Genomic DNA, 17,313 nt, shown 5'->3' with positions numbered 1-17,313 from the left:
GCCGGGTGGTGGCTGCACCTCACCCGGCCTACAACACCGGAAAATTTATGTCACAGACACTCGCTCTTCATCCCGTGAATAAACGGGATGCGGTTTTCCTTTGGGTTTTGCTTGGCTGGCTGGCGTTTGCCCTGCTGCCGAGCTGGAGCCTGGATTACGGCCTGCTGGAGTCGACGCGCGAGGAGATCCTCGACGCCTACGGTTGGTCCCACTTTAACGTGAGCTGGCTGTGGTACCTGTTGCCGAGCCTGCTGCTGGTGCGCCCCTTCACCTCCGCCCGCCGCGAGCAGCGCAGCCGCCACTATTTTGACGCGGGCTGGGCGCTGCTGTGCATGGCGTTTATCGTCATCAGCGCGACCGTCGAGGAACGTGGCTTAGGTTACGCCTCTATCGTGCTGTTTATTGCCCTGGGGGCGATTATGGCGCTGGCGCTGACCCGCCTGGAATGGCTGGGTGGCGACCGCTTTGTCATTGCCTCGCTGATCGCCATTGTGGCGCTGATCGGCATCTTTATCGTCTGGCCGAGCATTGCCATTTTCATCCCGATGTTCAGCAACGACGCGGGCGAGTTCGCCCCGCTGGCCTTTATGGCGGTGCTGTCGCAGGCGCACATTGTGCAGGTGATTATCAACTCGATCCTGCTGTCGATCGCCGTCGGCATCGGCTGTACCTTCTTCGGGCTGGTACTGGCGATCTACACCACCCGCATCGCTAAACGCAGCGCCATTATTGGCCGAATCTTCTCGATCCTGCCGATCGTCACTCCGCCGTTCGTGGTGGGCCTGGGCGTGACGCTGATGATGGGCCGCTCCGGTTACCTCACCGAGCTGATGGTCGACTGGTTTGGGCTAACCAACACCAACTGGCTGTACGGCTTCACCGGCATCTGGCTGGCTCAGGTGCTGGCCTTCACCCCGATGGCGTTTATGATCCTCGACGGGGCGATTAAAACCATCCATCCGTCGCTGGAAGAGGCGTCATACACCCTGCGCGCCAGCCGCTGGCAGACCTTTAACGGCGTGTTCGTGCCGCTGCTGAAACCGGCGCTGGCGAACGCCTTCCTGATTGTGATCGTGCAGTCGCTGGCCGACTTCAGTAACCCGCTGGTGCTGGGCGGGAACTTCGACGTGCTCGCCACCCAAATCTACTTCTATATCACCGGCTCGCAACTGGACTATCAGGCCGCCAGCACCCTCGGCGCGTTCCTGCTGGTGTTCTCGTTACTGGTGTTCTGCATTCAGTACATGTGGATCGGTAAACGCTCGTACGTGACCGTTTCCGGCAAATCCTATCGCGGCGACGTGCAGCCCCTGCCGGTGACGCTGGTGTGGACCGTGGTGGCGCTGTTGACGGTATGGATAGCCTTTAACGCCCTGCTCTACGGCAGCATTTTCTACGGCAGCTTTACCGTCAACTGGGGCGTGGATTACACCCTGACGCTGGATAACTTTATCAAGCTGTTCGGCCAGGGCATGAGCGACGGCGCATGGCCTTCGCTGCTCGATACCCTGCTGTACGCCGGGATCGCCGCGCCAATCACGGCGGGCTTTGGGCTGCTGATCGCCTGGGTGGTGGTGCGCCAGCAGTTCCGCGGTAAAAAGACCATCGAGTTCACCACCATGCTGTGCTTCGCGGTGCCGGGCACCGTGGCGGGCGTATCGTACATTCTGGCGTTTAACAGCGCACCGGTGTACCTGACCGGAACGGCGGCGATTGTGATTATTTCGATGGTGATGCGTAACGTGCCGGTGGGTATTCGCGCCGGGATTGCGGGGCTTGGGCAGATCGATAAGTCGCTGGACGAAGCCTCGCTCAGCCTGCGCGCGGGCTCGCTACGAACCATCACGCACATCCTGCTGCCACTGCTACGCCCGGCGATTCTGTCGGCGCTGATATACAGCTTCGTGCGCGCCATTACCACCGTCAGCGCGATTGTCTTCCTCGTCACGCCAGATAACCGCGTGGCAACGGCCTACATTCTGAACCGCGTAGAAGACGGCGAATACGGCGTGGCAATTGCCTACGGCTCGATCTTAATTGTGGTCATGTTGGCGATCATTTTCCTCTTTGACTGGCTGATCGGTGAGTCTCGTACTTCCCGTTCAAAAGCCAAAAACCAGGCGTAACACTATGACTCAGAAACCTTTCGTTGAACTGCGCAACGTGACCAAGCGCTTTGGCAATAACACGGTCATCGACAATATTAATCTCGTCATTCCGCAGGGGCAGATGGTGACGCTGCTCGGCCCGTCCGGCTGCGGCAAAACCACGGTACTGCGTCTGGTGGCGGGGCTGGAAAAACCGACCGAAGGGCAGATCCTCATTGACGGCGAGGACGTGACTCACCGCTCCATTCAGCAGCGCGATATCTGCATGGTGTTCCAGTCCTACGCCCTTTTCCCGCACATGTCGCTGGGCGAGAACGTGGGTTACGGCCTGAAGATGCTCGGCGTACCGCGCAGCGAGCTCAAAACCCGCGTCAAAGAGGCGCTGGCGATGGTGGATCTGGATGGCTTTGAAGACCGCTACGTCGATCAGATCTCCGGCGGCCAGCAGCAGCGCGTGGCACTGGCTCGCGCGCTGATCCTCAAACCGAAAGTGCTGCTGTTTGACGAGCCGCTGAGCAACCTCGACGCCAATCTCAGGCGCAGCATGCGCGATAAAATTCGCGAGCTGCAAAAGCAGTTTAATATCACCTCGCTGTACGTGACCCACGATCAGAGCGAGGCCTTTGCGGTGTCCGACACTGTGCTGGTGATGAACAAAGGCAACATCATGCAGATTGGCTCCCCACAGGATCTGTATCGCCAGCCCGCCTCGCGCTTTATGGCGAGCTTTATGGGCGATGCCAACCTGTTCCCGGCGAGCTTTAACAGCGATTATGTGGAGATCCACGGCTATCGCCTGCCGCGTCCGATGCACTTTGCCAGCACTGGAGAAGGCTCCGTGGGCGTGCGCCCGGAAGCCATCACCCTGAGCGAGCGCGGCGAGGAAAGCCAGCGCTGCGTCATCCAACACGTGGCCTATATGGGCCCGCAGTACGAGGTGGTGGTTGACTGGCACGGGCAGGAGATTTTGTTGCAGGTCAACGCCACACGCCTGCAACCAAACGAAGGGGAACAGTATTACCTGGAGATCCACCCGTACGGGATGTTTGTGCTGGCGGATGTAGCATAAAGCGTAGCGGGACGGCAACTTTAGCGAGACCATATTGAATCTATATAGATAACGTCCCGCTACTGCTATATACTTTTCATATAGTCATACGAAGAGAGGTAAATCATGACTTCTACCACTGCAACTAAAGTCATCGAGACCGCTAATCGCCGTCCACGCGCCGTTAAGAGCAAAGCGGGATCCCCTGCCCCCGCAGCACCGAAGAAATTCCTTATCCAGCTTCGTGCTCGTGACAACGAATATGGCGTAAGCGAAGAAACCTTTACTCGCCTCATGGAAACGCTCGCCCTTAATCAGACGGAGCTTGTCCATAAAGCGCTGCGCTACCTTGCGCAAGATGTACTGCCAGCCTACGAACTGGATAACGGGCCGCTGACCGACGAACAGCACGCCGCTATTACCAAAATGTCCGGCATGGAAATCACGGACGACGATTTGGATTCGCCATTATTTAAATAAGCAGGGAGCCTATGGCATACGACTTTACGCCCTTACCGGCGGCCGGAGACATTCTCTGGTGTAAGTTTCCTCACGACGAGAGTCTGGGCAACCCGGGGCCTTATCCTCGCCCCGGTCTCGTGTTGAACGTTTTCGCGGATATTCACGCAGTACTCATTACCTATGGGACGTCGCAAATCGGTAAAGTCTACAATGGGGAGTTTGTTATTGATGCTCAACTTGATACCGCTGGACTCAGTGCCCCGACGAAATTTGACCTGAACAGGCTTCAAAAACTGCCTTTTAACGATGTGTGGTTCGAATCCTACCCAGGGGTAACCGTCACCGTACCGTTGCCTAAAATGGGTGTCATTCCTCCCATTTTTATGCCACCGATGCGCGCCGCATGGACCATTCGAAAAAAGTAAGTCAGCCCCGTTTCCACGGGGCTTTTTTACGTACGCTGCGCGTTCAGCTCCGCAATATCCTTCGGCGTGGTGCGACAGCAGCCGCCAATCAGCTTCGCGCCCGCCGCTCGCCACTGCGGCAGATATCCCGCCAGCGTTTCGCAGGCTTCGCCATGGTGATGCCAGGTTTTGGTCACCGCATCGTAGTGCTCGCCCGAATTCGGGTAGACCACCAGCGGCAAGGCGGTGAGGCTTTGCAGATGCTCAAGCGCCGTCGTGGTGTTTTCGAGCGCGATACAGTTAATACCCAACGCCACAATCTGCGGATACCCGGCCAACGCTGACACCACTTCACGTAGCGGCGTGCCGTCGCTCAGATGCTCCGCATCGCGAAGGGTAAACGAGAACCACGCGCGAGCGCGGGGATAGTCGGCTAACAGCGCCGCCAGCGCCTTGATCTCGTCGAATGCGGGAAGCGTTTCGCAGGCCAGCAGGTCGGCCCCGGCATCCAGCAGCGCTTCCACGCGCGGACGGTGAAACGCGGTAAATTCATCGGCGCTTCGCACGTAATCGCCGCGATACTCCGATCCATCCGCCAGATATGCGCCGTAAGGCCCGACGGAACCGGCCACCAGCAGCGTGCCCGCGTGCGGGTTTTCGGCCAGATACGCCTCGCGCGCCTTACGGGCCAGCTCCACGCTTTTGCCAATCAACGCCCGCGACTGCGCCTCGTCAATGCCACGCGCGGCAAAGCCTGCCGGTGTCGCCTGATAGCTGGCGGTGATCGCCACCTGCGCTCCGGCGCGAAAATAGTCGAGATGCACATCGCGGATCACATCGGGGTTTTCAACCAGCACCTTCGCAGACCACAGGCTGTCGGCCAGGTTACACCCGCGCGCTTCCAGCTCCGTGGCCATCGCCCCATCCAGCACGATAAACGGCTGTTTTTCAAGGAGAGTGGTAAGCGGGTTATTCTGCGACATGTTCAGGCTCCTGCGTTTTAGCATGTTGAGTGAGGTAATACGCACCATAGCACAGGGCCACAAACGGGATCCCGCAGTACAGGGCAATACGCTGGCTCGGATCGAAGGCCAGCCCGATACAGGCCACCAGGCACAGGACAAAACCCAGCACCGGCACCAGCGGATACCACGGCGCGCGGTACTGTAAATCGGTCAGCGGTTTGCCTGCCTGCAGATGACGACGGCGGAACATAAAGTGCGAGGCGCAGATGCTTATCCACACCGCCACCACCGCAAAGCCGGAAATTGCCGACAGCGCGACAAACACCGTATCGGGGGCGATAACGCTGGAGAACAGCGCTAACACGCCGCCCAGCATTGACACTGAAATCGCCGTAAGCGGCACGCCGTTTTTGTTCACGCGGGCAAAGCAGCGCGGCAGCGTTTTTTCGTTAGAGAGCGACCACAGCATCCGGCCTGAGGCGTAAAGCCCCGAGTTCGCCGCCGAGAGGATCGCCGTCAGGATCACAAAGTTAAAGATATCCGCCGCATACGGAATACCGACCTTTTCAAACACCAGCACAAACGGGCTTTTCTCCACGCCCGCCTGCTGCATTGGAATCAGCGCCGCCAGTACAAACACGGTGCCAATAAAGAACAGGATCAGACGCGCAATGGTGGTGCGGATTGCCACCGGGATAACCTTGTGCGGGTTTTCGGTCTCACCCGCCGCGATACCAATAAGTTCGGTGCCGGAGAAGGCAAAGTTCACCGCCACCATGGTCATCAGGATCGGCAGGCCGCCGTGTGGGAACCAGCCATCGGCGGTAATATTCGACAGACCGGGTGCGGGAGAACCGTCCTGCATCGGGATAAAGCCAAAGATGGCTGCACCGCCCAGGATGATAAAGGCAATAATGGTGATGACCTTCACCAGCGAGAACCAGAACTCCCCTTCGGCGAAGAAGCGCGTCGAGATAATGTTGAGGGCAAAAATCACCGCGCAGAACACCACGCACCATGCCCAGACGGGCACCTGCGGGAACCAGTACTGCATGCAGAATCCGGCGGCGGTGAAGCTCGATCCGAGCGCCACCGTCCAGGTTAGCCAGTAGAGCCACGCCACGGTGTAGCCGGTCGCTGGCCCAAGATAGCGGGTAGCGTAGACGTGAAATGCGCCGGTTTCGGGCATCGCGACGGAGAGCTCACCCAGGCACTGCATCACCAGCCAGACCACCAACGCGCCGATCGCATACGCCAGCAGCGTGCCCGCCGCGCCAGTGGTGGAAATGATATAGCCCGTATTGAAGAATAACCCTGTGCCAATCACGCCACCCAGCGAGAGCATAATCAGGTGGCGGGTTTTCATGGTGCGCTTTAGCTGCCCATTTTCGTGTTCTGTTTGCATGTTACCTTCTAAACGTATGGACATCTAAACATCCAAAGAAGGTTCGTTATACCGCGATTGTTAACAAAAAGCTAGCCGTGGACCAGACGTAGGCGGGCGCGGCGCGCGCTGAGCCGGGGTTGATTGGTCAGGATCACAGTGAGAATCGGACGCCAGGCCATAAGCACCTCCGTAAAGCAGATGCTTTCAGCATGGCGTCGCGCACAAGCATTTTCGCTCAGTCGAAAGGGGGATGTCCCCTATGACGCCTCACACGAAAAGGTGTCCTGCGCTAATCCAGCGCGATCGCCCCCTCCTTTGTTCTTAAGCAACTTATTGGTGTAGTAGCCCACCAGTTGGTAATTCCGCCAAACCCTTCTATAGTCCTCAGTGTTTCTCAGTGACCAGGACTCCCTAATGCGCTTTAACGGACTGACTAAAGGCTTTTTCATTCTTATTCTCGCCCTCGTAACGTGGGCCTTCTTTGACGTGCTGTCGCCCTACTTCTCTGCGATTTTGTGGGCTGCGATCCTGACCATCATCTTTAACCCGGTAAAAAACAAAATCCGTACCGCGCTGGGCGATCGCAACGGGCTGGCGTCGTTTCTGACGCTCTGCATTATCTGCCTGATCGTCTTTATCCCCTTGATGGTGATCCTCTCGTCGCTCGCCATCGAACTGAACGTGGTCTACACCAAGCTTCAGCAAAACAACACCCAGTTCCCTGAGATCGTGGCCGGCATATTTAACCGCCTGCCCGGCTGGGCGAGCGGGTTCCTGGCGGACCATAATCTGGATAACGCGGCGCAAATACAGAAAAAACTGTCCGACTTTGCCCTGCAGGGCGGTCAGTATCTGGCGGGCAGCGCATTCCTGATCGGCAAAGGCACCTTTGGCTTTGCGATTAGCTTCGGCATCATGCTTTACCTGCTGTTCTTCCTTTTGAAGGACGGGCCGTATCTGGTGCGCCAGATTATGGACTCACTGCCGCTGACCGATTTCGCCAAGCAGCACCTGTTCGCCAAATTTGTTGGCGTATCCCGGGCGACGGTAAAAGGCACCGCTGTGGTCGCCGTAGTGCAGGGTACGCTCGGCGGTATCGCATTTGCGATTGCCGGTATCGACGGCAGCGTGCTCTGGGGCGCGCTGATGGCGTTCCTCTCGCTGGTGCCTGCGGTGGGCTCTGCCATTATCTGGGTTCCGGCGGCGATTTACCTGTTCGCCACGCACCAGCTATGGCAAGGGCTGTTTATCGTCGGCTTCTTCGTCATTATCGTCGGGCTGGTGGACAACATTCTGCGTCCGCTGCTGGTCGGCAAAGATACCAAGATGCCGGACTACCTGATTTTGATTTCCACCCTGGGCGGCATGGAGCTGTACGGCATTAACGGTTTTGTCATTGGTCCGCTGATTGCCGCACTGTTTATCGCCTGCTGGAATCTGTTCTCCGGACGCGATCACGAAGGTAACGCCGAAGAGCTCGACGCAGAATTTATCGAAGAAGGAAGAAATCCTCCAGATTTGTGAATTCGTGACGATAAGTAACAGACCAGGCGGCCATTGGCCGCCTTTTTTTAAACGCAAAATCAGGCGTTTACTATAATTTCAAAAAGACATTCCAGTCATGGCCTAAAAGGATCCAACAGGTGCGTATCGCGACCATAACAAACTGGGCTTACGGTGCTACGGTGTGCCTGACCCTCGCCTCTGGCGTGGTGATGCTAATGGCCTCCAACGCCGATAATGTGGAACGTCAGGCCGTAGAACAACGACAGATTTTCGATCGGCTGACCGAAGAAGTGGAGATGGACGCCTGGGTGCAGTCTGACCTGGCGCGCCTGTACATCATCAATAAAGATCCCGAGTCGTTGAACGAATATCGGCAAAAAGAAGCCTTGCTGAAGAACGTTGAGCATCGGCTGGTCAAACTCAAAGACAATGGCGCATCGAGCGAAGAGCTGGCGCTGCTGCTTGAGGGTTTGAAAATTGTTGATGAGCTACAGGACGAGCAGCAGGCCGCGCTATCCAGCGTGGCGCGGGGAGAGGAGCCACAGGCGATTGCCCTGCTTTACGGCAAGACCTACGAACAGGAACTCGAACGTGCGCAAAACCAGATAGACCATTTTCGTCAGATGCTGGACAAGCGGGCGCAAACCGCCATTGAAGAAGCCACGCATGCATCGCGTCTTCTGCGAACCCTGTCTGAGGTCATGGTCGGTCTGACCGCCCTGCTATTTTTATTTGTTCTCGGCTTTATTTTAAAACGCCGCGTATTGCGCCCGGTGGTACGCCTGAGTGATGTGGTCCATCGTCTGGCATCGCAGGATTACGCGGTAGAAACGCCAAACTTTAATCAAATCGATGAGATCGGCGATATGGCGCAAGCCATTCATATTTTTCGCGAAAACGGCCTGGTACGCCAACGTCTGGAAAAAGAGCGCGACGCCGACTGGGCGATTCGCGAACTGCTGGCACGCATGACTCAGCGCCTGCAAGGCTGCGAGAATTTCGCTGACGTTATCAACGTCGCACAGCTTTTTGCACCCAATATTGCTCCCGACATTTCGGGAAGATTATATATTCTCGACCGCGATCCGTGGCAAATGCGCTGCGTCGCCGAATGGCTGTCGCCAGAAGGTAAACAGGAACCGTTCCATCCCGACGAGTGCTGGGCGGTACGACGCGGGCAAAGCCACCCGCCGGTGAATGGCGAACCCGATATCGCCTGCTATCACCTACCTGAATCGAGGGCGAACCAATCGTTGTGTGTTCCGCTGATCGCCCAGGGCGAAGCCATTGGCCTGCTCTCATTCCAGAATATCACCCCGGAAACGGCGCCTTCCCGCGCCTATCTTGAACTGATGGCCGAGGCGCTGGGACTCGCCCTGGCTAACCAGCGCCTGCGCGACGCACTGCTGGAAAAAGCGCTGTACGATCCGTTAACCGGCCTGCGTAATCGTCATCATCTTGAAGACACTATGCGCACTCAAATCAGCCAGGCGATACGCAACAACGAACCCGTAAGCTGCCTGATGATCGATATCGATCACTTCAAAAACATTAACGATCGCTTTGGTCACGAGGCTGGCGACCGGGTAATCAAAAGCGTCGCAGCCATTGTTCAGCGCGCCGCTCACGACAACGGCGTCGCCTTCCGCTACGGCGGCGAGGAGTTCCTGGCGCTGCTGACAGGCCAGGACGAAGCAGGGGCTCACGCCTGCGCAACGGAGATTTACAACGGCGTGCATGGCCTGGCGCTGCGTTACGGATTGTCGGACATTGGCCCGGTGGATGTGTCTATCGGCATCGCCAGCTATCCGCAGCACGTGCAGAGCGACAACCTGCTGCGCGCGGCAGACGTGGCGCTGTATCGCGCAAAAGAGCTGGGAAGAGCGCGGATTGTCAGCTTTGGGATGCTGGATAAGGGGTAAGCGCTGTTCGGCCAGGAACGGCTTTTGGTCATTTTTGGCTAAATGCCGACGGTCTCCATGCGCAGAGGGTAGCTTCTGCGCCTTGCTGATAACTGTGACGCATTGATTCAAATCAAATTATTTGTCATAATTATATAAAGATGGTCAAATATTTTGAAGTGCCACAGGGATGCATGTGGCGCATTACCCGAAATTACGGAGCTAGAATGAAGTTTGTATTTGCCTTTATGTTAAGCATGACGCTATCAGGATGTACGGCGAGCGACTGGATTGATGCCGCAGGCGGAATCATGCAGGCCCAGGATAAACACGAAAAAGACTCCAGAAATAAGCGCATTAAAGCTGCCAATAAAGCCGCCGGATATTAGTTCCAGCCGCCTTTAATGATTAAGTCCTGCCTTTATCTTACGCCGTTATAATGAAATCGGTACGGGTCAACTATGATCATTGGATTGGATGTTGACCCGTTGTTATCCAGAAGAAGAAACTCACCGTATCAATGAATTTTGCATCAGCATCGGCATAGGTGCTGGCATTATGCCCGCCATTTTTATCGGCCAGTACCAGCACCGGAATGTTCCACCGTTGGTTAATCTCTTGCAGGCGGGCTGCGAACTTCGCCGTCTGCCATGGCGACACACGTTGATCGTGGAGGCCAACGGTCAACAGCACGGGAGGATATCGAGTGCCTGCATGAAGATGTTCGTAGGCATCTATGTTCAACAAATCACGCTTCCCCTGGGGAGTGAAAGGCGACCCGATCTCCTCAAAATTCATCGACCCTATCGGAATTTTATCCAGCCTGCTGGTATTCAACATACCAACATCTATCGCCACGGCAGAAAAAAGCTCAGGACGAAGAGTCATTGCCATGCCAATAACAATTCCGCCCGCGCTCTCACCGCTGATAACCAGCTTTGAGGGCGATGTGTATTTGTTTTCAATCAGATATTCAGCACAACGGATAAAATCATTAATTGAATTTTTTTTATTTCCCGCTCTGCCCCCATCATGCCACGCCGGCCCAAGCTCTCCCCCTCCCCGAACGTGAGCAATCGCGATGGCTCCCCCCTGCTCAAGCCAAATCAGCCGCGAAGTATCGAAGTCAGGAAATATACTGACGCCATACGCCCCATAAGCTGTCAGCCAGGTTGGCATCGTTCCATCCCGCTTAAGGCCTTTGCGATGAATAAGGGTCAGGGGGATTCGCACATTATCTTTTGTGGTCACCCATCGTTCTTCAACCTCGTAATCTGAAAATGAAACCTTGGTTTGAGCGATCAATCCCGTATTAGTGAGGCTCCGATTATGAGGGGTAAAGCGATAAATAGTCGGTGGCGTCAGCCAGCCCTGCTGAGTGAACAATATATCTTCTCGGTCGTTGCTGGGGAATACCGCACTCACCTCCTCATCAGATGGGATGTCTATATTTTGGTGTTGATTGATATCTTCAAATGGAATACGCACGAATTTATGCACGCCAGTATCATGGTAAGTGATATAAAGCGAATCTCGGCTGGTGCTGAGCCCGGTCAGCTCGCCATTTGACCAGCTGATCATTTTTGTTCTGGCCTCTTTAGGCGCATCGAGATTCAATCGGGAGATGTCATATCCCGACGATGAATTATAGCCAGCCAGATATAGCCATTTCCCTGCATAAACAAAACTCGAAATATTCTCGTGCACATCGATGATTTTTCGCCAGTGTAACCCTTCCACGTTCCCAGGATTTTTTTTAGCTAAAAACAGATCCCCACCATAGCCACCAATCGATCTGGAGACATAGACAAGCAGATAATGGGAATTAGCCGAGGAGTACAAATTGATATTTTCACAGGATAGCTGTTTGAGTTCATCAATGCTTTGCCAGTCGAATACACTGACATCATTTCCTTCGCCCAAACGATGAAGATAGACCTTACCACAGGTTTGCCGCCCCTTACTTTCGGCAGCATCATTCAGGCTATAATAAAATGACTGATTATCCTCAGCCCAAACAACATTAGGATATCGAACCTGAGGAATGCTGTCTTTCAAAACCACACCGTCAGACACCCTAATTATCTTTATGTCCGTACTTTCAAATCCGTTTTTCGATAACCCGTAAGAAATATACTTCCCATCAGGAGATGGGCTAAAGAAATTGATGCCGTAGCCAACAAGAGGGTCAATAATCAGTCGCTCAGGGTCATTCTTATACTTTATAAAAAGCCGCTGATAAGCATATTCCGGCGTCGAACGTAAGTAAAAACGATTGTCGCCCGCATCGTAAATATCAGAGATTGTGGGGCCGCCATTATCTAATGAGCTTAACCTCTTTGCGAATACCTTTCTCCAGGGCAGCGAATGAATAATGTTAGCCGACGGGATGGACTGACGATTTAGCCATTCTGCGGTTTGTGAACGATCGGTTTCCATCCAGCGGTAGCGGTCCATATGATCCTCACGTTTGTTCGTGTCAACATTCGCGTGAACGGAAAAGACGCAGCCAATAACAAAGACAGGCACCATTGATAAAATCCCGCGAGTGGATTTTGAAAATACGTCATCACAATGTGTCATGCGGTACACTGTCCAGATTGTTGTATTGATGGTTGATTTTTAAATTATCAAAAAATTAAAAACCAAATTTAAATATTTCTAGCGACAACCAGCAGCATGATACACAAACTTAAAAAATGGAATTCATTTAATGGATAACTATTATAATTTTCTTATCTTATGATTTTTGATCTAGCTCTACGTTTAATATTGAATTTGTGTTATTAAGACATCGCATCTATGTGGCATATATCTTGTAGTGCGAGGCAACCGTTGATGAATGTTCCACAAACAAAATTGGAATTACTTGCAGCCATTAATAAAAACTTCAATACATTACTGCGTTATCTGCACTCGATCCCCTTAGAAGCGACGTCAGACAACTCAATGGTTGGGCACGCCAAGGGCACGGAAATGAGCGTTCACGACCTGGTTTCCTATCTGCTGGGGTGGAACGCCCTGGTCGTAAAATGGATCGCGGCTGACGAGAAAGGCTTGCCTGTTGATTTCCCTGACACCGGTTTTAAGTGGAACCAACTTGGCCTTCTGGCTCAAAAATTTTACGCAGACTATAAAGACTTAAGCTACGTCTCGCTACTCGCTGAGCTCGAGGCGGTACAAGTTGAAATCGTAAAATGCATTGAAAAACACAGTGACGACAATTTGTATGGTCACCCCTGGTACTCAAAATGGACCATGGGACGAATGATCTCATTGAATACCTCCTCACCCTATGCCAATGCTGCTGCCAGATTAAGAAAGTGGGCAAAAATGAAGAATATCAGCTTAAATAAAAACCGGCGCATTTAGCGCCGGTCTGTTCAAGGTAAACGCCGTTAACCATCAGGCATGGGTGACGGGTTTGTCCTCCGTTTTCACCTGTGCATTTTCCAGCATACGGCGCACCGGCACGATCAGCACGGCCAGCACCGCGGCGCAAATCAGCAGCGCGATAGAACAGCGAGCAAAGAGATCCGGCAGCATATCGAGCTGATCGGCTTTGACGTGACCGCCAATCAAGCCCGCCGCCAGGTTACCCAGTGCGCTGGCGCAGAACCACAGCCCCATCATCTGACCACGCATTCTTTCCGGGGCCAGCAGCGTCATGGTCGCCAGACCAATCGGACTCAGGCACAGTTCGCCCAACGTCAGCATTAAGATACTGCCCACCAGCCACAGCGGCGATACGCCTGCTCCACCGCTGCTCAGCACGTTCTGTGCCGCCAGCATCATCACACCAAAGCCCGCCGCCGCGCACAAAATACCGATAACGAATTTGGTGATACTGCTCAGGCGCACGTTGTTGCGGGCCAGCATCGGCCAGGCCCAGCTAAATACCGGTGCCAGCAGAATGATGAACAGAGCATTGATCGACTGGAACCACACGGCAGGAATTTCAAAATCACCGATCATACGGTTGGTGTAGTCGTTCGCGAACAGGTTAAACGACGTTGGTTTTTGCTCAAACGCGGACCAGAAGAAGGCCGCAGAAACCAGCAAGATAAAGCAGACCAGCAGTCTGGCACGCTCTTTACGGTTCAGCCCGGCAAAGACGAACAGATAGATGAAGTAGAGAATGACCGAGGCCGCAATGACGTAAACCAGCGTGCTGGCAACGGCGACCGGATTTATCACGATAACACCCTGCGCAATCAGCGTGATAACGATAGCGACACCGACCGCCAATACCAACAGCCATGCGCCAACGCCTTTTTTCTTCGCCACTGGATTGTTCCAGGTGGAATCCAGGCCGACTTCGCTGTCGTAGCGTTTCATTGCCGGTACGGCAAACACGCGGAAGATAACTAAAGCGACCAGCATCCCGATACCGCCGATGCCAAAGCCCCAGTGCCAGCCGTGGGTTTTAATCAGCCAGCCGGAGATGAGCGGCGCGATAAACGACCCCATGTTGATACCCATGTAGAACAGCGAGAATCCGCCGTCACGACGGGCGTCGCCTTTTTTATATAGCGTCCCGACCATAACCGAGATACAGGTCTTGAACAGGCCAGAGCCGAGCACGATAAACATCAGGCCAATAAAGAACAGGTTGTCGCCCATCACGGCAGACAGCGCAATGGACAGGTGGCCGATCGCAATCAGAATCGAACCGTACCAGACCGCCCTCTGCTGCCCGAGCCAGTTATCCGCCAGCCAACCACCCGGCAGTGCGGCCAGATACATGCTGCCCGCAAAGATACCGACGATGGCAGAGGCGTTTTCGCGCGCCAGTCCCATGCCACCGTCGTAAACGGTCGCGGCCATAAACAGGATTAATAATGGGCGAATGCCGTAAAACGAGAACCGCTCCCACATTTCAGTGAAGAACAGTGAGCCGAGCGGGTATGGATGGCCGAAGAAGGTTCGGCTTTCTTTTTGATTAACAGAGGATTGCATAATTCTCCCGAAAAGGTCTGTCATGTTGCTTGCAAACACTGGCATGCATGTCGGCCCTTTATGCTACCGGCCGATCTTTTACATCCAGTGAAATATTATTTAACCATTTGATAACCGGACGGTGGTTTTGTCTAGTGCCGGGGGGTGGACTTTAAGACGAAAATTCGACTAATGTCTAGTTTTACAGATTTTTTGTTGGCTGCACGGGGATAATGATTGACTTAAAGACAGCGTAGATCCACGGTTATTTTATTGAGTTAAAACAATTAATTAACGTCAAATTCCTTATGTAACACCCCGGCTAATGCCGTAGGATTTTCCCAGGACATAGAGTGTCCTGCCTGTGGCACTATTGCTACTGATATGCCCTTATTACTGACGTACTGAAAGTCATTGTCCGGTAATGATTGCTCGCCAAAAATCAGTGCGCGTGAACAGGACAGACTGAGGAAGGTTTCCATCCATGAGGGTGAAGCGCCATCAATCAGGCTTTTGGCTCCCCGCCACATTGCCCAAGGAGCAGCATTTTGAGCCGAACCTTTCCAGGGAGAGGTGTGATTTGCCAGTATATTGTCATACGCTTGCGAAATGAATTCGGCTTCCGGCTTCTCCACTAATAGTCGGCTATATATGCCGCCGCCTGCATGAAAGTTAGGTTCCGACACCACCAGTTTACCCATCCGTTCACGCAATCGATCAGCCGCTTCAATCGCAATACTTCCCCCCATACTATGACCATAAATATGGCAAAGAGGGAGCCTCAATGCGTTTATTACCTCGATAACCACTTCGGCCTGATGAGCAATGCTGTAATCATAATCACGCGGTTTATCACTAAAACCATATCCTGGAAGATCAATCAGTATGGCGCGCCGCCCGCCAAATGCCGGATCGGCCACAATGCGTGGATACTCATATGAAGAAGCGCACCCCAGTCCGTGAACAAACACAACAGGAGTCCCTTTCCCCGGTAAATCATGCCAACGAACGTCAGCACCTGCGGTTAACGAAAATAAACTCTGCATATTGTGTCCCTCTGTCTATGCGGGCAGTCGAATGACTTAATAAGCTGAATACTAACAGTTCAGCGAACAACCTCTCCGCTTTTTTATTAACTCCCATTACGGCTGAAGGATAACGACACGATACTCGTCAGATGTTGCGGGAAGGGTGAAAGACCTGATTGCTGAAGACAAGGTCAAACATTTCGGTCTGTCCGAAGCGGGTGCGCAAACCATTCGTCGTGCGCATGCTGTACAACCGGTCACGGCCCTGCAAAGCGAATACTCCATGTGTTGGCGCGAGCCTGAGCAGGAGATTCAGCCGCTGCTGGAGGAGCTGGGTATTGATGCACCGATAATTTTGCAGCCCGTAATGTGTGCAGAAAGAGAAGACAGGGTTTCTCAATGACGTTCAAGCCCTTAGGTTTATTTATACAGAGATCTCAGTGTGAAAAAAGCCCCGCAATCCAATGAGAAGGCGGGGTAACTCTGTATTGCTTCCACCAGGGACAGGTTGATGTTGGCTTAGTGCCACCTATCTCCGCCCACATAAACAGTGCCTGTAGCTATATCATTAGAGGTTTTTCACCTCGTAGTCCGGTAGAGAGAATTGAGTAATAAAAGCATTGAGTGCATTGGTATCCGGCAGTGCGGTCAGTGCCCCTTTGCGAGTTGTCGCAAGGGCACCACAGGCGCTGGCCTGAGCAATTGACTGGCATAGATCCTCAACGCTCTGCGGCATTCCATTATGGGCAATCCAGGCGAGCAAACCTGCAACAAAAGCGTCGCCAGCCCCGGTCGTATCGACACTGTTGACGGTATAGCCATCGAAATGGATGACGCTATCGCGCCAAAGCACCATGGCTCCTTGCTCGCCGTAGGTCACCACTTTGAATTGAGCGGGCAGAGTTTTTAGGGCGTCAAGCGCATGGGTAAAATCGGGGGTACCTGTTATCCAGTGCCATTCTTCTTCCGAAAGTTTAAGAATATCGGCCTGTGCGGCAAAATGGCGCACCGTCTCAAGCATTTCATGCTTATCGGGCCACATTTGCTCCCGTAAATTCACATCGAAGCTCAGTAATCCCCCGCGCTGTTTCACTTTGCTGATGGCGGAGACGAGTGTGTTACGACACGTCTCGGCGACCAGGGCCAAAGAGCAGAAGTGCAAAATGTCATCACTAAAGTCAGGAAGGGCATCAGACGTTAAAAATTGATCCGCGGAGGGATTGGTTAAAAACGTAAATCCGCGCTCTCCAGAGCGACTCAGAGAGACCAATACCGTGCTGGTTCTGCGCTGGTTATCCAACTGGAGACTGACTGTCGAGACGCATGAGTCTGACAGCGTTTTTTTTAGAAAATGACCAAAGTCATCGTCACCCACCCGGCCAATAAACCCACTCTGGCTGCCTAAATGCGCGGTGCCAATGGCTACATTGAATGGGGCTCCCCCTGCGCAGGCCTGATATTGCATGTCTGACAGTGGTAAAAGATCCACCACTGCGTCGCCAAGAGTCCAGATATTCATGACATTTCCTCAATGATAATTAACTGATTTTTTCAAATGTGACCTAC

General features: G+C 53.7%; 14 protein-coding genes and 1 pseudogene. 9 read left to right on the top strand and 6 right to left on the bottom strand.

All coding sequences use genetic code 11. From position 1 onward, the window contains the following. Positions 1-47: 47 nt before the first annotated feature. The 4 genes from AC6EMZ_RS00160 to AC6EMZ_RS00145 all read left to right on the top strand — a co-directional run bounded on the left by AC6EMZ_RS00160 (position 48) and on the right by AC6EMZ_RS00145 (position 4,043). The gene (locus AC6EMZ_RS00160) at positions 48-2,126 is read left to right on the top strand and encodes an ABC transporter permease (protein ID WP_498400343.1); all 2,079 of its coding nucleotides are present in this window, start codon (positions 48-50) and stop codon (positions 2,124-2,126) included. A gap of 4 nt (positions 2,127-2,130) precedes the next feature. Further along, positions 2,131-3,177 carry a ferric ABC transporter ATP-binding protein gene (gene fbpC, locus AC6EMZ_RS00155; RefSeq protein ID WP_498400342.1) on the top strand — a complete coding sequence of 349 codons (1,047 nt, stop codon included), beginning with the start codon at positions 2,131-2,133 and terminating at the stop codon, positions 3,175-3,177. Between the two features lie 105 nt (positions 3,178-3,282). Then, the gene (locus AC6EMZ_RS00150) at positions 3,283-3,636 is read left to right on the top strand and encodes a hypothetical protein (protein WP_498400341.1); all 354 of its coding nucleotides are present in this window, start codon (positions 3,283-3,285) and stop codon (positions 3,634-3,636) included. 11 nt (positions 3,637-3,647) lie between these two features. Then, positions 3,648-4,043 (top strand): hypothetical protein, encoded by a 396-nt coding sequence (locus AC6EMZ_RS00145; RefSeq protein WP_498400340.1) that lies wholly within the window; start codon positions 3,648-3,650, stop codon positions 4,041-4,043. A gap of 26 nt (positions 4,044-4,069) precedes the next feature. Here AC6EMZ_RS00145 and mmuM read toward each other — a convergent pair whose 3' ends face one another. Together mmuM and mmuP are read right to left on the bottom strand one after the other, a co-directional pair. After that, positions 4,070-5,005, bottom strand: coding sequence for a homocysteine S-methyltransferase (mmuM, locus tag AC6EMZ_RS00140; RefSeq protein ID WP_498400339.1), 936 nt, complete (start codon positions 5,003-5,005; stop codon positions 4,070-4,072). Continuing rightward, positions 4,992-6,392 carry an S-methylmethionine permease gene (gene mmuP, locus AC6EMZ_RS00135; protein ID WP_498400338.1) on the bottom strand — a complete coding sequence of 467 codons (1,401 nt, stop codon included), beginning with the start codon at positions 6,390-6,392 and terminating at the stop codon, positions 4,992-4,994. Before mmuP ends, mmuM begins: the two co-directional genes overlap by 14 nt. A gap of 396 nt (positions 6,393-6,788) precedes the next feature. Between mmuP and AC6EMZ_RS00130 the strand changes: the two genes are divergently transcribed. The 3 genes from AC6EMZ_RS00130 to AC6EMZ_RS00120 all read left to right on the top strand — a co-directional run bounded on the left by AC6EMZ_RS00130 (position 6,789) and on the right by AC6EMZ_RS00120 (position 10,170). Further along, positions 6,789-7,898 (top strand): AI-2E family transporter, encoded by a 1,110-nt coding sequence (locus tag AC6EMZ_RS00130; protein WP_498400337.1) that lies wholly within the window; start codon positions 6,789-6,791, stop codon positions 7,896-7,898. Between the two features lie 119 nt (positions 7,899-8,017). Then, entirely contained in the window at positions 8,018-9,802 is a 1,785-nt protein-coding gene (locus AC6EMZ_RS00125; RefSeq protein WP_498400336.1) for a diguanylate cyclase, read from the top strand. 206 nt (positions 9,803-10,008) lie between these two features. Beyond that, positions 10,009-10,170: a hypothetical protein gene (locus tag AC6EMZ_RS00120; RefSeq protein ID WP_498400335.1), complete on the top strand. Its 162-nt coding sequence runs from the start codon at positions 10,009-10,011 to the stop codon at positions 10,168-10,170. Positions 10,171-10,246: 76 nt separating this feature from the next. Here the strand turns inward: AC6EMZ_RS00120 and AC6EMZ_RS00115 are convergent, their stop codons facing one another. Further along, positions 10,247-12,313 (bottom strand): prolyl oligopeptidase family serine peptidase, encoded by a 2,067-nt coding sequence (locus tag AC6EMZ_RS00115; RefSeq protein WP_498400334.1) that lies wholly within the window; start codon positions 12,311-12,313, stop codon positions 10,247-10,249. 306 nt (positions 12,314-12,619) lie between these two features. Here AC6EMZ_RS00115 and AC6EMZ_RS00110 point away from each other — a divergent pair, with 306 nt between their 5' ends. Further along, positions 12,620-13,153, top strand: coding sequence for a ClbS/DfsB family four-helix bundle protein (locus tag AC6EMZ_RS00110; RefSeq protein WP_498400333.1), 534 nt, complete (start codon positions 12,620-12,622; stop codon positions 13,151-13,153). A 33-nt stretch (positions 13,154-13,186) separates the two neighbouring features. Here AC6EMZ_RS00110 and AC6EMZ_RS00105 read toward each other — a convergent pair whose 3' ends face one another. Together AC6EMZ_RS00105 and AC6EMZ_RS00100 are read right to left on the bottom strand one after the other, a co-directional pair. Next, on the bottom strand, positions 13,187-14,740 hold the full coding sequence (locus tag AC6EMZ_RS00105) for a peptide MFS transporter (RefSeq protein ID WP_498400332.1): 1,554 nt from the start codon (positions 14,738-14,740) through the stop codon (positions 13,187-13,189). A gap of 266 nt (positions 14,741-15,006) precedes the next feature. Then, complete coding sequence (locus AC6EMZ_RS00100) at positions 15,007-15,765, bottom strand: alpha/beta fold hydrolase (RefSeq protein ID WP_498400331.1); 759 nt, start codon at positions 15,763-15,765, stop codon at positions 15,007-15,009. A 130-nt stretch (positions 15,766-15,895) separates the two neighbouring features. On the opposite strand from AC6EMZ_RS00100, the pseudogene AC6EMZ_RS00095 reads away from it, so the two are divergent. Further along, positions 15,896-16,087 (top strand): annotated as a pseudogene (locus tag AC6EMZ_RS00095) (aldo/keto reductase); the annotation flags it as partial. A gap of 228 nt (positions 16,088-16,315) precedes the next feature. Here AC6EMZ_RS00095 and AC6EMZ_RS00090 read toward each other — a convergent pair. Further along, a complete protein-coding gene (locus AC6EMZ_RS00090; RefSeq protein WP_498400330.1) occupies positions 16,316-17,266 on the bottom strand; it encodes a PfkB family carbohydrate kinase in 951 nt (316 codons plus the stop codon). Positions 17,267-17,313: the final 47 nt, after the last annotated feature.

The sequence above is a fragment of the Enterobacter sp. SCRI0065 genome (assembly GCF_059766475.1).
The sequence above is the reverse complement of the archived record's forward strand: the minus strand, read 5'-3'. Positions and strand labels throughout refer to the sequence as shown.

Bases quoted from the DNA above. Each gene is read 5' to 3' on its own strand.
- AC6EMZ_RS00160 (WP_498400343.1), top strand. From the start codon at position 48: ATGTCACAGACACTCGCTCTTCATCCCGTGAATAAACGGGATGCGGTT.
- fbpC (WP_498400342.1), top strand. From the start codon at position 2,131: ATGACTCAGAAACCTTTCGTTGAACTGCGCAACGTGACCAAGCGCTTT.
- AC6EMZ_RS00150 (WP_498400341.1), top strand. From the start codon at position 3,283: ATGACTTCTACCACTGCAACTAAAGTCATCGAGACCGCTAATCGCCGT.
- AC6EMZ_RS00145 (WP_498400340.1), top strand. From the start codon at position 3,648: ATGGCATACGACTTTACGCCCTTACCGGCGGCCGGAGACATTCTCTGG.
- mmuM (WP_498400339.1), bottom strand. From the start codon at position 5,005: ATGTCGCAGAATAACCCGCTTACCACTCTCCTTGAAAAACAGCCGTTT.
- mmuP (WP_498400338.1), bottom strand. From the start codon at position 6,392: ATGCAAACAGAACACGAAAATGGGCAGCTAAAGCGCACCATGAAAACC.
- AC6EMZ_RS00130 (WP_498400337.1), top strand. From the start codon at position 6,789: ATGCGCTTTAACGGACTGACTAAAGGCTTTTTCATTCTTATTCTCGCC.
- AC6EMZ_RS00120 (WP_498400335.1), top strand. From the start codon at position 10,009: ATGAAGTTTGTATTTGCCTTTATGTTAAGCATGACGCTATCAGGATGT.
- AC6EMZ_RS00115 (WP_498400334.1), bottom strand. From the start codon at position 12,313: ATGGTGCCTGTCTTTGTTATTGGCTGCGTCTTTTCCGTTCACGCGAAT.
- AC6EMZ_RS00110 (WP_498400333.1), top strand. From the start codon at position 12,620: ATGAATGTTCCACAAACAAAATTGGAATTACTTGCAGCCATTAATAAA.
- AC6EMZ_RS00105 (WP_498400332.1), bottom strand. From the start codon at position 14,740: ATGCAATCCTCTGTTAATCAAAAAGAAAGCCGAACCTTCTTCGGCCAT.
- AC6EMZ_RS00100 (WP_498400331.1), bottom strand. From the start codon at position 15,765: ATGCAGAGTTTATTTTCGTTAACCGCAGGTGCTGACGTTCGTTGGCAT.
- AC6EMZ_RS00090 (WP_498400330.1), bottom strand. From the start codon at position 17,266: ATGAATATCTGGACTCTTGGCGACGCAGTGGTGGATCTTTTACCACTG.